This window comes from Micrococcus porci (genome assembly GCF_020097155.1).
Lineage (GTDB): Bacteria > Actinomycetota > Actinomycetes > Actinomycetales > Micrococcaceae > Micrococcus > Micrococcus porci.
The window spans coordinates 1,880,007-1,894,041 of the sequence record NZ_CP083691.1; the positions used below are offsets into that span (position 1 = coordinate 1,880,007).

A 14,035-nucleotide genomic window follows, 5' to 3' on the forward strand; every position below is an offset into this window, starting at 1 on the left:
CCTGGGAAACGGCGCGCGGCACGCGAACCCTTCAGCCGATGCGGGTGGCCTGCGTGACCCAGTTGTTCGTCGACCAGCCGGTCATCCCGGACCCGTCCACCAGGTCGCACGTGATCAGCGTGACCTTGTTGCCCGCCTCGGGCAGCTCCCACGCCCAGGCGTAGTCCGGGCTCTGCGTCAGGTCGTCCTTGTCCATGGAGCGCACGTCGAAGTCCGTGCGGAACTCGGCCTGCGTGCCGTCGTCGTACGTGATCACGACGATCGACCCGGCCTTGAGGGTCTGGAGGTTCCAGAACACGTCCTTCAGCCCGGAGTGGATGACGTGCCCGGCGATCACTCCCGGGTGCGCCGAGCGCTCGCCGGGGGTGGTCGTCCACTGTGGCGGCCCGTACCAGCCGGCCATCTGCGGGTCGGGGTTGAGCTCCCCGTCGTCCCGCGTCTGGACGAGCTCCACCGGCGCGCCGACGACCTGCTCCCCGTCCGCGTAGACGTCGATGTGGACCGGGGCCGCCGTGATGCGCTCCCAGGAGGCGGCCGGCTTCGTCATGCGGGAGTCCGTGCCCGTCGGGGTCGCGGACGACGACGCCGTGGCGGTCGAGGACGCGGCCCCCACGGCGGGAGCGGCCGCCTCGGTCGACGCGGGCGTGGTCGAGGACGTCGGCGACGCCGGCGTGGTCGTCGAGGACGTCGGCGACGCCGGCGTGGTCGTCGACGCCGCGGCCGAGGACGCTGAGGTGGCCGCGGGCACGGATGGGCCGGCCGACGCGGAAGCGGATGTCGAGGAGGGGGATCCCGTGGCGGCGGAGGGGGTGGAGGACGCCGTCGAGGCGCGGGCGGAGACCGTGGGCGCGGCGCTGATCGGCACGTCCCCGAAGGCGAACATCCCGCGGAGGGCGAAGGCGCCCACGCCGAGGCAGATCAGCAGGAGCAGCGCCCAGACGGCGCGCTTGACGGTGGTGCTCATGGCTTCCCTCCTGGGTCCTCGGACCCGTGCTCAGGCGCCGACCGGGGGCGGACCGTCTCCGGCCCGCCCCCGCTCGACGATGGACTCGACGGTCAGCCTGCCATGCCCGGGCGGCGACGCGCGGCCACGAGGGCCCCGGCGCCGAGGACGGCCGCACTGGCCAGCCACCAGATGGGCTCGCCGCCGGTCTGGACCTTGCCGGGCCTGGTGTGCTGCTCGGCCGAGACGGTCGTCTCCGGGACGGTGGCCTCCGGGGCCGGGGGCAGCGCTCCCATCTGCTGGAGCATGGCGGCGATCGCGGGGTCCTCGACGTCCAGGGGCATGCCGCCGAGGACGCCGTCCTGGGCGTCGGGGGCACCCGCCGCGGCCGCGGGGAGCTCCTGGCCGACGTGGACCGTCACGGTGGGCAGGTGGGCCACGTGGTCGCTGGTGAGATCCAGGGAGAAGGTGTCCGTGCCGGTGAAGCCGGCGTCGGGCACGTACCAGGTGCGCACGGACAGGTCCTCGCGGTCGCGGAAGGTGACCACCGTGCCATGGGCGGCCTCCGTCATGACCATCGGGTGCACGTCGTCGAAGAGGGCGGGGTCCACCGGGTAGCGGACCTCCATCGCCCGCACGCCGGGGGCCATGACGACGTCGGCGCTCCACGACAGCGGCATGTCCCCGAGCACGGCACGCACCGGGCCGGGAGCGGCGACGAGCGCGCCGCCCGTGGCGTCGGCGAGGTCGGCGTCGGGGCCGACGACGAGCGCCATGTCGAGCTCCTTCTGGTCGCCCGAGAACACGTGGTAGGCGACGGTGCCGGTGCCGGCCTCGCCCAGGACCCGGCGGGTCTCCAGGACGTCGATCGTGCCGCCGTCGAGGACGTCGACCGCGGTGAAGGGGACCGCCGCAGCCGGGCCGGTCGGCGTGCCCTCGGCGTCAGAGGGGGAGACGGTCACCGTCAGGTCGGCGGGGTCGAAGCCGTAGAAGGTCTGGAAGGTCGCCTCGTCGACAGACTCGGGGTCCATGCCGAAGAAGAGGCCGTGCGGGTAGCCGTGGTCATCGGTCCAGTCGTAGGCCTGCTCGGCGGAGGCCGGGGCAGCCAGGGCGGCGGCGGCCAGGCCGGAGGCGAGGACGGCGGCGGCGAGGCGGGGGGCGCAGGAGGGGCGGGTGACGAACATGGTGCGAGCTCCTGTCGCTGAGCTGTGGAAGGAAGTCCCCGGGGGCCGGCGCGGGGGTCGGTGGCCGGGGACACGGCCACCGTGTCACGGGTGCGGGAGCGCGATCCAGGGGGGCCGCGCATCGACGCGGAACCGTAGCCCCCCTGTGACCGCGCCGTGACCGGTGGGCGGGCCGCTCCTCCTCCGCGCCCCGGAGCGGGGCCAGGACGCCGACGAGGCCGACCCCCGGAGGGGCCGGCCCCGTCGTGCGACCGCGGAGCGCGGCCGTCGGCCCGCGGGCCGAGGGGGGTGTCAGCGGGTCAGGCCGAGGCGACGACGGGCGACGACCAGCGCGCCGGCACCCAGGGCGGCGGCGCCGGCCAGCCACCAGGCGGGCTCGCCGCCGGTCTGGACCTTGCCGGGCACCTCGTGGCCGTCGGCCGGCGTCGTGGGGGCCGTCTCCTCACCGGTCTCGGCCGGGGTGGAGGGGGCCGTGGTCGAGGGGGTCGGCTCGTCGGAGGGGTCCGTGGGAGCGGGCTCCTCGGTGGGGGCGGGCTCCTCGACGGGCTCGGCCGGGGCCACCGGTGCGTCGACGGACGGGGCCGTGCCCTGCTCGCCCTCGATGTCCTGGACGTAGGCGGAGTACTCCACGGTGCGCTTGATGCCGTCGGAGGTGAGCACCACGGTGAACGTGTCCAGGCCCTCGAAGCCCTCGGCGGGGGTGTACAGGTAGGCGCCCGAGCCCACGGTCACGGTGCCGTGCTGCGGCTGGACGGTCACCACGGCGGCGACGCCGGAGGCGGCGTTGCCGGCCTCGTCCACGGCGAGCGGCTCGTAGAGCCAGCCGTCGACGTCAACGGGGACGCTGCGGGTGGACACGGTGGCCCAGTCCTCGAACGCCACGAAGTCCTCGGCGTCGACGTCCTCGTAGCCGGCTCCGGGGGTGTAGGTCAGGCCGAAGGCCTCCTGGCCGGCGGCGTCGACGGTGAGGGTGTACGGCTGGTCGGCGCCGCCGGCGGCGGCCCGCACGTCCTCGAGGAGCACGACGCCGCCGTCGCTCTCCCCATAGAACTCGAACGGGACGGGCGTCTGAGTGCCGTCCGCGGCGGTGACGACGACCTTCACCTGGTCGGCGGTGAAGTTGTCCACCAGAGAGAAGCCGAGCAGGCCCTCGGAGGTGAGCGAGGTGTCGAACAGGCCCGAGGGCACGCCGTGGGCGCTGGTCCAGGTGGCGGCCGAGGCGGGGGCGGCACCGAGGCCGGTGATGAGGGCGACGCCGGCCGCCGCGGCGGCCAGGCGGGGAGTGGTCTTCTTCAAGGTGTCCTCCGTGATGGGGGCGGGGCGCGTCCGCGCGCCGCGCAGGGCGATGACGACGCGACGGGCCGACACGGTGTCAGCCGGGTCACAGCTGTGAATCTACTGGTCCACCGCCGTGCAGACCAGACCCTCCCCCCCGCCCTGGACGCCCCGGACGGGCAGGTCAGCGGCGGGCGGCCCGCGCCTGTGCGAACGCCGCCTGCCAGGCCTTCCAGGGCAACAGCACGCACTTGACCCGGCCGGGGAACTTCGCGGCCCCCACGAGGGCGACGCCGTCGCCGATCAGCTCCTCGTCCCCGGCTTCCTTGCCGCGCTGGTGCATGACGTGGTCGAAGTGGTCCCAGACCGCCTGGGCCTCGGCCTCCGGCCGCCCGTGCAGGAGCTCGGCCATGATCGAGGCGCTGGCCCGGCTCATCGCGCACCCGGCGGCCTCGTAGGAGACGTCCTCCACGACGACGTCGGGGCCCTCCCCCGTCAGGCGGACGCGCAGCGTGACCTCGTCCCCGCAGGTGGGGTTCACGTGATGCACCTCGGCGTCGAAGGGCTCGCGCAGCCCCGCATGCCGCGGATGACGATCGTGGTCGAAGACCAGGTCGGTGTAGAGGCTGGTGAGGTTCATCGGCCGAATCCCTGGAAGAAGGCGAGGGTCTGGGCGAGGCCGTCCGCGAACGCGTCCACCTCGTCCAGGGTGGAGTACACGCTGAAGCTGGCCCGGGTCGTGCCCGGCACCCCGTAGCGCCGGTGCAGCGGCCACGCGCAGTGGTGCCCCACGCGGACCTGCACCCCCAGGGAGTCCAGGACCTGGCCCACGTCGTGCGGGTGGATCCCCTCCACGGCGAAGCTCACCGCCCCTGAGCGCTCGGGGCCGGCCGGGGCGCCGATGACCCGCACGCGGTCCATGCCGGCCAGGTGCTCCAGCGCACGGGCGGTCAGCGCGTGCTCGTGCTCGGCCACCGCGTCCATGCCGAGGGCGGAGAGGTAGTCGCAGGCGGCGGCCAGGCCCACGGCCTGGGAGATCGGCGGGGTGCCGGCCTCGAACCGCGCGGGAGGCTCCGCGTAGGTCGAGCGGTCCAGGTGGACCACCTCGATCATCGAGCCGCCCAGCAGGAACGGGGGCAGCTCGGCGAGGAGCTCGTAGCGTCCCCAGAGCGCCCCGATGCCCGTGGGGCCGAGCATCTTGTGGCCCGAGAACGCGAGGAAGTCGACGCCCAGGGCGGCCACGTCCACCGGCATGTGGGGCACGGACTGGCAGGCGTCCAGCACCGTCAGCGCCCCGACGGCCCGGGCGGCCTCCCCCAGCGTGGCCACGGGATTCACCGTGCCGGTGACGTTGGACTGGTGGGTGAACGCCACGACCTTGGTCCGCTCGGTCACGAGGGAGCCGAGGTCCACGAGGTCGAGGGCGAAGTCCTCGCCCAGCGGGATGTGGCGGAGCGTCGCGCCGGTGCGGCGGGCGAGCTCCTGCCACGGCACCAGGTTCGCGTGGTGCTCCATCTCCGTCACGAGGATCTCGTCGCCCGCCCGCACGCGCAGGTGCTCGGGCGTGGCGTCGTCGCCGTTGCCGAGGGCATAGGCCACGAGGTTGAGGGCCTCCGTGGCGTTCCGCGTGAACACCAGCTCGCGAGGATCCGTGGCGCCGACGAACGCGGCGACGGTCTCCCGGGCGGACTCGTAGCGGTCCGTGGCCGCCTCGGCCAGCTGGTGGGCCCCGCGCTTCACGGCGGCATTGGAGATGGTCAGGAACTCGACCTCGGCCTCGATCACCTGCCGCGGCCGCTGGCTCGTGGCGCCGGAGTCGAGGTAGACGAGCGGACGGCCGTCCGCGAGGGTGCTGCGCAGGATCGGGAAGTCCTGCCGGACGGCGGCGACGTCCAGGGCCATGGTCACTGTCCTTCCGTGCTTCGGCGGGTGACGACGAAGGCCCGGTCCGTGCGGACCGGGCCTTCATGCTCGTGGACCTAGCGGGAGGCTTGTCGAAACTTGCCCCGCCGTTGGTTCGGATGGTGCGAGCACACCAGTTGATCCGCGCTGGGCGGCACAGGACGCACCGCCGGACGCGCCACCCACAGCAGGCGCCGCGAGCATCCGAAGACCTCCTCCAGCGAGCGGAAGCCGCTTACGCTGCAGGCGGGTCTCTGAAGACCGTGGCCCGACAGGTTGGTCTTGGACACGAGCGGCTCGCTCGTCTCCTTCGGGAACGCGGTGTCGTTCTCCGTAACCACTCACCGTCCAGCAGCGAGATTCGGCTGATGTGTGCCATGTATGAGCAAGGGGCTTCACTGGCGCGCGTGGGCGACAAGTTCGGCTACACGACGGCAACAGTCCGTAAGCATCTACGGAAGGCCGGCGTCCTGATGCGAGAGGCGCATGGGAGCGTCTCGAACGCGCGCGTACCAGCACGCTCATGCTCGAGCGCGTCGCCAGCTTGATGGAGTCAGGAGCGACGCGAACACGGAAGGGCGGACTGCGTACCACAGCCCAGGAGCCATCTGCGCCTAGGATTATGCCGAGCACTGGGGCGAGCGCCATCAGAGCCATGACCAGGAGGGCATGCCATGGCGGTAACACAATGGCCAATCGAGATGGCTGAGCTATCGAGTCTAGTCTTGGACCCTCGCAATGTTCGAGTTCGGGCAGGGCGAGGTGACGGCCTTGCGCATGCGGACGACGAGCACGCAGAACAAGCCATCGCGAAGTACATGGTCGAGGCGGAGGACCTCTTCGATCTAATGCGGGATATCCTGCGCGATGGGTATCTAGATAACGAGATCCCGGTCGTGGTCCGCGACGCGGATAAGTTCATCGTCGCGGAAGGCAACCGCAGGACAACCGCCTTGAAGATCATCGCAAATCCCAAGCTCCTGGGAAATCCCATGTCACTGCGAGTTGAGCGCATGAAGGCCCGGTACCCCGACCACGACTCCCCGACTTCTATTCGCGTGATGATTGCGCCGACATGGGAGGCTGCCCAGCCGTTGCTCGCGCGCCTCCACACAGGTCAGCCTAAGAAGTCCTGGATTCGAGAACAGCAGGCCATCTTCTACCATGCCCAACTTTCTGACGAAGTGACCGTCGACGATCTGAGGGTTCGATACCCATCTGAAGCCTCAACAATTCCAAAGAAAATTCGCATGGGCGAAATGCGCGAAGTAATTCGTCGCCTCAAATACGATGACTCCAGCCTGCGGGACTTCGTAATGAACAGCGAACTCAAGATGACCACATTCGAGTACGCCTACACCCCGAAAAAGCTCCATTCTGCCCTTGGCCTTGAATTCACTAAGGACGGGCTTCTTGTCAGTAAGGACATCAGCGATGGGCAGCGTCGTGGACTTATCTATCTCCTAGGACGATTCAAGGACAAGTCGCTAAACACACGGTCACCAGAACTTATCGCTAAGAACGCCACGGAGCATGAAGAATTTTCCAAGCTACTTCGCGGGATAGTGGAAGGCACGCCCTTGGAAGCCTCAACCGAGGATGAGGGAGCCACCAAGGATCACACCAACAACCAAGACGGCGAGCCAGGTGAGGCCAGCGGCGAGAGGAACAGCGCAGCCCCGGATGATATCTCCCGCGATGAAGGCCGACACCGTGGTACCAGTGAGACGGATGAAGCTTCCACGAGCGGAGACGCGACAGCCTCACGCGGCCCTAACCGGGGAGATACAAAGTCTCGGCTGAACATGGAAGGCTTTGAGTACCAAGGAACCTCTCCCGGCATGCGGAGGCGTTTCGAAGAGTTGAGACGGCTGGACGTACGCGATTTCCCCAACGCCACCCACGATTTGCTGCGTACAGTTCTGGAGTGCTCAATCAAAGACTATTTCCAATCCAAAGGTCAACCCCTGCCGCCGGGCAAGACCATTGGAGCATGCATAGGGGAACTGGCGCGCGAGTTCCAGGGCAATCCAAAAATGACAGCCCTGATCAATTCAATCAACCGCAAAGGCAGGCTCACTGCCGAGCAGTACGCAGGGACAACACCTTCCCTAAATGCTAGCAACCACGAATTAGACCACTTTGCAGTCGGCCCCGATGTCCATGCAGCGTGGGACAGGATTCAGCCGATTCTCAAAGAGATCGTGGGGACTAAGAAGCAGTCGTAATGCCTGCGATCGAGGGACTCAGGCGAGCACCCGGGCAACCGGCCTTGAAGCAATAAGAAGCTCGCGCGCTTTCCCGGTCCGATTTGCACTGTAGTTCAACTCATACTCTCGCACATCATGTTTGGCGTAGATGCGCCGTATAAAGTCCGAAGGATCGTATGTGACAATCCAGTTTCCGTCTGGACACCGATCCAGGCTCTTTGCAAGCTGGGCATGATCCCGATAAGTGAATGAGTTCAGGTAGAGACTTCCCCCCGCTTCCACATACGGCGGGTCGATGTAGGTGAACGAAGAAGGATCCCCCGCGTATTGCCGCGCAACCGAAGCACCATCAAGACTTATCACCGTAATCCTAGAGGAGAGTTCTCCAATGCGAGAGATTCTCTCCGCCAACTGCTGCCGGTTGTACCGCGCGTCGATCTTGTAGTTCCCCGATTGATCCATGCCTCCAATGGGGCCAGCATTGAGAATTCCCGATCTATTTGTTCTATTAAGATAGAAGAAAGCGAATCCTAACGCGAGATAGTTGCTCTCATTGGCTTCCCGATACACATGTTTCTGATTGCGCCACTCATCCACATTGAGTGGCGTATTGACGACTAGGTCAGCAAACTTGTCGGGATACTCAACAACGGCTCTCCAGAATGAGTGCACGGCCGGGTCAATGTCGTTGATGACGAGCTCTTGCACTCGATCTTGTCTGAGCAACGCGATTCCCGCCCCCACACCGCCAGCGTAAGGCTCCACATAGCGGGCGTTGCTGATGCCGAGCCGCTCGATGACGTCACCAAAGAAGTTGGCCAACGCAGCCTTGCCACCCGGATAGCGCAGTGGACTGAAGGCCGCATTTCGCCCACTAGCTCGCACCTGGAGCGGCGAGTCCATCACGAGCGCCGTCATCGTGCACCACCTTCTCGACCGGAGTCGCTCGATGGCTTGGCACGAAACGTGGCGACGCGGCATGCGCCTGAGCAGTACCGCGCATCTGCCCGGGCAACGAACAGCGAACCGCAACGGGCACACCTGTGCGTCTTGCCGGCACGTCGCATCTGTTCATGTCGCAGTCGCCGAATCTGCGCAGCCAACGCATCGTCAGATAGTGATTCGGGTCGAGCCATGTAACAAGTATAACCGTTACTGCCGGCTGAGGTGGACTCATCAGCGGCGTGTTGTACAGCCGCACCCGCTTCCATTGCACCCGCGCAGGGGGTAGCCTCGTAAACGGCGGCCTCTACCTGCGTGGCCCACCGTTGGATGCGGTGGTTGACCTGATGGCTTCGGCTTGAGTGGTCCTCTTGTTTCCTTGTCGCCGATGACGAGGAGAGGACTGTGCTCATGTTCCGCCTGATCTGGATCGCCAGCATCCACACGCGTGACCTCCTGCACCGCTACATGCCGACCAACATCGTGTTGGGCAAGCTCCGCACGCGGCGGGGGCTGAAGTGGGGCGTACCTGCGATGTTGCTGACCATCCCGTACCTCGCGGTCGCGAACATCCTGACGATTCTCATCGACCGCGGTGCGCCGGGTTGGTTCCACTTACTGGTGCTGCTGTTTATCTGGAACGCGTTCAAGTTCCTGGTCACGGGCCCGGTGAGCGTGGTGCTTTTGGTGCGAGCCCGCACGGTTGAGCGTCGCGACCGGCGCCTGCTGTCACGTTCGCCAGCGCCCACGGTTTGACAGCCGCGCGTGGCTCACGGGCTGTGTGGCGCACCTTCTCGGCGAAGTCTGTTCGAGGAGGGGCCGTCATGTCTGGTGTCGCTGGTCTTGGTGTTGATGAACGGCGTGCCCGGGTGGTGCTGGCGCTGTTGGCGGAGCCGGATGATCCCGTCACGGGCGGGCTGCTGCGTCGCCTGGGTGCGGTTGAGACGCTCGGGTTGCTCGACACCGACACGACTGTGCCTGGGTTGGGTCGGGTTGATGGTCAGGTGTGGCGTGACCGTCTCACGTCACAGGGCAGGCTGGATGGGCTGGATCAGCGGCTGCGCGTGCTTGAGGAGAGCGGGATCGTCATTCTGATTCCGGGGGATGCGCAGTGGCCTCGGGCCCTGGATGATCTCGGCGAGCGTGCCCCATATGTTCTGTTCGTGCGGGGCGCAGCGTCGTTCTTGGCGCGGCCAATGCAGGACTTGGTGACGGTTACGGGGTCTCGGGCGGCCTCTGCGTATGGGGAGTATGTCGCCGCCGAGCTGGCGGGCGACCTCGCGAACAGGGAGCGCGTACTGGTGGCTGGGGGCGCTTATGGTGTCGAGTCAGCTGTGCACCGTGCGGCGTTGGCGGCCGGTGGGGACACGATCGCAGTGCTCGCAGGTGGTGTGGACCGCCCCTACCCGAGCGGGAATCGTGACTTGCTAGACCGGGTGGGTGATGTGGGTGCACTGGTCAGCGAGCTTCCTCCCGGATCAGTGCCGACGCGGCACCGATTCCTGGCCCGCTCCCGACTGCTGGGAGCCATGTCAGCCGCGACGGTAGTCGTGGAGGCCGGCGCACGGTCGGGGGCAATAGGCGTGGCAGCCGAAGCCCACCAGCTCGGACGCCAAGTCGGTGCAGTGCCGGGGCCGGTCACCAGCGTCACCAGTCATGGTCCACATGAGCTGCTCCGTGCCGGCCACGCACGCCTGGTCACCTCCGCTGCCGACGTCGAAGAACTCACCGCCAACCGCGCGACCCATCGCCCGGGGCTGTCAGCCGACTTCACGCGGCACACGGCGCCGGCGGCTGGACCGCCGGAACGATCTCTGTAGCCCGGTCGGCAGACTCATGGGGTCTCGCACCATCCCTGCGGACGGTGCGAGACCCCTTCTTTGCGCCCGTCATTACAGGTCGAGGTGCCGCGTCGCCTGGGCAGCGGGACGTCCACGCTCGTCCTCCATGGTCGGGCGAGTCAGCGTCCGGACCGCTGTTTCGGCCCGGGCACGGTCGATCCTCTGCGCCGTGTCTTCGGGCTGGGCGCCGAGCGGGGTGGGGTCGGTGATCTGGTAACGGTCTCGGTAGGCGGCCACCACTACAGCGCGGCGTCGCCACTGCTGCCGCTCCCGCCCACTGGTGGGTATCGGACCGAGGGCTGTAACCCATGGTTCGTGGGTGTGGAGGGCTGTGTCGAGGACGGCTTCTGCTCGGGTTTCGATGAGGTGTCGGCGTTCGGTCAGGGCTTGCTGCATATCGGGGGTCATGGGGCCGGTGGCTTCCGGAATGAGCCCAGCGATAAGGCGCGGTGCCTGTCGGGTGCGGCCGGAGCCTGCGGGGCGGGTGGTGGCGTTGGCGAGGCGGTGGTGGATGACGGAGGCGATGTCGTCGGCGTCGGCGAACCCGCGCGCTCGGATGAGGCGTGGTAGGAGGGTGTCGACGTTGTGGTGGTTGGCTTCGGCCCGGCGCAGTTCCGCAGTCAGGGCGCTGAAGGCGTCGGAGTCGATGACGGCTTGGGCTTGATCGCCGGTGAGCCCGGAGCCGCGGACCAGGGTGGTCCAGCGGTCGTGTTGGGCTGCGGCGGCGATGGTTTCGTATTCGGCGGCGAGTTGAGCGATCGAGCCCCACCGGTCCTGCTCGGCAGTGATGGTCTCGTGCGCCGACAGTTCAGCACCGCTGTGTTGGAGCACGCCGTAGAGGACCGTGCGGGCGGTGGCGTCGGGACTGTCGCCCGGATGCGCCGTGGCGTGATCGTCGGGACGGTCGAGGATGACGTAGGCCTTGTTTGATTCCCGTCCGCGGGTCATGGCGACATACAGGTTCTCCCTGGTGGTGGTGGGTTCGACGAGGACGTGGGCGGTGTCGGTGGTGATGCCTTGGGCGCGGTGTGCGGTGACGGCGTAGCCGAGGTCGACGTGCTCGGCCACGTAGTCTGCGGGCAGGACGATGCTGTTGCCGAACCGGGTCCCGGGTGGGCGGATCGTGATGGACCCGTCGTCATGCACGGCGGTGATGGTCCAGGTTTGGCCGTTGCGGACCCAGCCGTGCCGGTTCCGCAGCCGCCGGTCGTTGCGGCGGGTGATGATCGTGTCCCCCACGCCCGCTGCTGATCCGTCGGACAGGGTGATTTCGGGGCCGGGCTTCAGCGTGCCGTCAAGGATGAGGTCGGCGCGGGCGCGGACGTTGAGGGCGGTGACGTTCTCGCGGGTTTCGGCGATCAGCACCGACACCAACCCCGCCTGGCGGTCGTGGCGCCAGGCGGTGTAGGCGGCATCGGTCATGGCCTCGGCGTCACCATCATGGATGCGATCGTGTGCCAGGTAGGTGTCGATGACTGGTGCGCGGCCGTGCCGCAGCTCCAGGGACGCGGTCTTCTCCCAGTCGTGGGTGAAGCGGTGAACGTCGACCAGCTCGGGGGCATCGTCGCGGTCGTGGATCAACAGGCTGAACGCACCACCGGCATCGACGGACTGGAGCTGGGCGTAGTCACCGACGAGCAGGACCTTCGCCCCCGCCTCCTCCGCTGCCTGCGTGATCCGGTCCAAGGACAGGGTGCCGGCGAGGGAGGCTTCGTCGATGATGACGAGCTGACCGGCATGGAAGGTGGCGCCGGTGTGTTGGTGGGTGGTCCACCACTTCGCCGTGTTCTCGGTGGCGATCCTCAGATCGTCGGCCAGCACCTGCGCCGCCACCGCCGACGGGGCCAGTCCTACTACCGAGCCGGCACCATGCTCGGTCTCCCATGCCCGGCGGAGAGCGTTCATGGCCGTTGTCTTCCCGGCTCCGGCCGGCCCCACCAATACATCCACGACCCGGCCCGACACCGCAACCGACGCCAAAGCTGCAGCCTGGTCACGACCGAGCACCCGCCCCTCCGCGTCAGGGCGACCGGTGATGGCCTCGACGGTGGCGAGGTCGACACTCTGCCCGGTGGTGGCCCGGGTCCGTTGCAGGAGGCGGTCTTCGGCGGCCAGGAGGGTGTCGGAGGAGAACACCGTGGAGTGCTTCGGACGAAACACGCTGGTGCCGTCCAGGCGACGGAACTCCACCGGGCTCGTGGTCAGCTCGGGTGGGGTCAGGCGCAGGGACGCGTGTTCGGCGGCGTCGGCGACCATGGCGGTGATGGCTTCGCGGTCCTCGACGGTGGCGAACCGCCACCCCATCGTTTGGCGGGCGGCTTCGGCCATCAGGTTCCAGCGCCGCCACGTCGAACGCTTCTCACCGACCACCTCGACCACCGACCGCCCGACCTGCCCGATCAGATCCAACGGCACATCATCAGCCCGCAACAGCATCTGCCGCTCCCCGACCGTGATGGTGCGCGCCCACACGGTTGCGTCCACGCCGAGCTGCTGGCTGGCGCGGGTGCGCCACTCGGCGGTCAGCTCCGCCAAGGATCGGAGCTGCTTGTCCGGACGGGTTCCGAGCGTGGCCTGGGCGCGCAACCGGATCACGGTGGCATCGGATGGCTGCCGTCCGTGGGTGGCCACGTACTCGGCCACCAGCCGGTCCTTCTCCACCTCGATCTGCCGCGCCCGCGTGGAGAACTCCGCTGCCAACTCCTCGGGGACGTCGGTGATCGCCCAGGACGGGTTCCGGTCCCGGCCCATCTCCCGCGGCTCCCAGCTCACGCCGAGGGTGCGGGTCATGTGGTCGGCGAACACGGCCTCGTGCAGCTCCGACAACGCGACCACTGCGGCATGCATCGGACGCCCATCCAGACTCCGCCACTTCCCATCCAACACCGTGCGGGCCTTGTTGCTGATCACCACATGCGTGTGCAAGTGCGGGTCCCCGGCGCGGGAGTCGAAGTGATCGAACGCCGTTGCGATCAAACCGGTGACGTCGACCTGTGCAACCGCGCCATCGCCAGCAGTTGCGCCCGTGCGGGTGGCTGCAACCTCGCGCTCCATGAACGCAACCACGGCCGCAACCGCCTCATGATGGGCTTGCGCAATCAACGCCTGCGTCCCCGCGTCCGCAACCGCCCATAACACCGACGCCGATTTCGGCACACTGAACGTGAAATCAAACCCCGCCACCGCACGCCGCGACCCCCGCGCAGCCTCCTCCGCCTCAATCTGCGCAACCCTCCGACCCCGCTCCACCGCCCCCAGCGCCGGGTCCAGTTGGTTGACACGGTCCGCAACCCGATCCGCCGTCGAGCTGTACACCGGATACGCCCGCCCCAACGGCACACCGGTGATCGGGTCCCGCCCCATCCCCACCAGCAACTGGAGCTGTGCCTCTGAGACCTGGGCGCCGGGGGCGATTTCGCCATTACCCAGAGCGGTGACGCCGGAGCCGAGCCAGCGTCCGGGCGGGGTGCCCGCCTCGGCGTAGTAGCGGGTCAACGGAGTCGACAGCGACCGGTCACCATCGCCAGCCGCCACGGTGCGCAGCAGGTACTTGTAGCCATCGCCGGCCGACATCACCCGCATCGACACCGTCACCCAAACCACCCCTTACCTGCTCGTCACACAGGTGAGCCGGCAGCCTCCCAACCTCGATCTGCAAGACGCGTGGCAGCTCTATGGGGTCACTCACGGAGGTGGAGGTTCGTCGGGCACGGACGGCCTGCAAGTCAGTTCTGGCCT

Annotated in this window: 10 protein-coding genes; 3 read left to right on the forward strand and 7 right to left on the reverse strand. The window is 68.0% G+C overall.

Annotated features, from left to right (window positions below):
- Window positions 1-31 precede the first annotated feature (31 nt).
- The 5 genes from KW076_RS08855 to KW076_RS08875 form a co-directional block, all read right to left on the reverse strand.
- Window positions 32-964 (reverse strand): class F sortase, encoded by a 933-nt coding sequence (locus KW076_RS08855; RefSeq protein ID WP_224355004.1) that lies wholly within the window; start codon window positions 962-964, stop codon window positions 32-34.
- A 92-nt stretch (window positions 965-1,056) separates the two neighbouring features.
- Window positions 1,057-2,127, reverse strand: a complete 1,071-nt coding sequence (locus KW076_RS08860; RefSeq protein WP_224355005.1) for a hypothetical protein — start codon at window positions 2,125-2,127, stop codon at window positions 1,057-1,059.
- Between the two features lie 291 nt (window positions 2,128-2,418).
- Window positions 2,419-3,495: an Ig-like domain-containing protein gene (locus tag KW076_RS08865; RefSeq protein ID WP_224355006.1), complete on the reverse strand. Its 1,077-nt coding sequence runs from the start codon at window positions 3,493-3,495 to the stop codon at window positions 2,419-2,421.
- Between the two features lie 91 nt (window positions 3,496-3,586).
- The gene (sufU, locus tag KW076_RS08870; RefSeq protein WP_224355007.1) at window positions 3,587-4,042 is read right to left on the reverse strand and encodes a Fe-S cluster assembly sulfur transfer protein SufU; all 456 of its coding nucleotides are present in this window, start codon (window positions 4,040-4,042) and stop codon (window positions 3,587-3,589) included.
- Window positions 4,039-5,304, reverse strand: a complete 1,266-nt coding sequence (locus KW076_RS08875; RefSeq protein ID WP_224355008.1) for an aminotransferase class V-fold PLP-dependent enzyme — start codon at window positions 5,302-5,304, stop codon at window positions 4,039-4,041. Before KW076_RS08875 ends, sufU begins: the two co-directional genes overlap by 4 nt.
- Window positions 5,305-6,029: 725 nt before the next feature.
- On the opposite strand from KW076_RS08875, the gene KW076_RS08880 reads away from it, so the two are divergent.
- Window positions 6,030-7,532 (forward strand): hypothetical protein, encoded by a 1,503-nt coding sequence (locus tag KW076_RS08880; protein WP_224355009.1) that lies wholly within the window; start codon window positions 6,030-6,032, stop codon window positions 7,530-7,532.
- A gap of 18 nt (window positions 7,533-7,550) precedes the next feature.
- On the opposite strand, the gene KW076_RS08885 is transcribed toward KW076_RS08880, so the two are convergent.
- Window positions 7,551-8,432, reverse strand: a complete 882-nt coding sequence (locus tag KW076_RS08885) for a DNA adenine methylase (protein ID WP_224355010.1) — start codon at window positions 8,430-8,432, stop codon at window positions 7,551-7,553.
- Window positions 8,433-8,867: 435 nt separating this feature from the next.
- On the opposite strand from KW076_RS08885, the gene KW076_RS08890 reads away from it, so the two are divergent.
- Complete coding sequence (locus KW076_RS08890) at window positions 8,868-9,212, forward strand: sulfate permease (RefSeq protein WP_224355011.1); 345 nt, start codon at window positions 8,868-8,870, stop codon at window positions 9,210-9,212.
- Window positions 9,213-9,280: 68 nt separating this feature from the next.
- Window positions 9,281-10,276 (forward strand): DNA-processing protein DprA, encoded by a 996-nt coding sequence (locus KW076_RS08895; RefSeq protein WP_224355012.1) that lies wholly within the window; start codon window positions 9,281-9,283, stop codon window positions 10,274-10,276.
- Window positions 10,277-10,348: 72 nt separating this feature from the next.
- Here KW076_RS08895 and mobF read toward each other — a convergent pair whose 3' ends face one another.
- On the reverse strand, window positions 10,349-13,879 hold the full coding sequence (gene mobF / locus KW076_RS08900) for a MobF family relaxase (protein ID WP_224356820.1): 3,531 nt from the start codon (window positions 13,877-13,879) through the stop codon (window positions 10,349-10,351).
- Between the last annotated feature and the right edge of the window lie 156 nt (window positions 13,880-14,035).

Excerpts from the sequence above, each read along its gene's own strand:
- KW076_RS08855 (WP_224355004.1), bottom strand. The coding sequence starts at position 964 with ATGAGCACCACCGTCAAGCGCGCCGTCTGGGCGCTGCTCCTGCTGATC.
- KW076_RS08860 (WP_224355005.1), bottom strand. The coding sequence starts at position 2,127 with ATGTTCGTCACCCGCCCCTCCTGCGCCCCCCGCCTCGCCGCCGCCGTC.
- sufU (WP_224355007.1), bottom strand. The coding sequence starts at position 4,042 with ATGAACCTCACCAGCCTCTACACCGACCTGGTCTTCGACCACGATCGT.
- KW076_RS08875 (WP_224355008.1), bottom strand. The coding sequence starts at position 5,304 with ATGGCCCTGGACGTCGCCGCCGTCCGGCAGGACTTCCCGATCCTGCGC.
- KW076_RS08885 (WP_224355010.1), bottom strand. The coding sequence starts at position 8,432 with ATGACGGCGCTCGTGATGGACTCGCCGCTCCAGGTGCGAGCTAGTGGG.
- KW076_RS08890 (WP_224355011.1), top strand. The coding sequence starts at position 8,868 with ATGTTCCGCCTGATCTGGATCGCCAGCATCCACACGCGTGACCTCCTG.
- KW076_RS08895 (WP_224355012.1), top strand. The coding sequence starts at position 9,281 with ATGTCTGGTGTCGCTGGTCTTGGTGTTGATGAACGGCGTGCCCGGGTG.
- mobF (WP_224356820.1), bottom strand. The coding sequence starts at position 13,879 with ATGCGGGTGATGTCGGCCGGCGATGGCTACAAGTACCTGCTGCGCACC.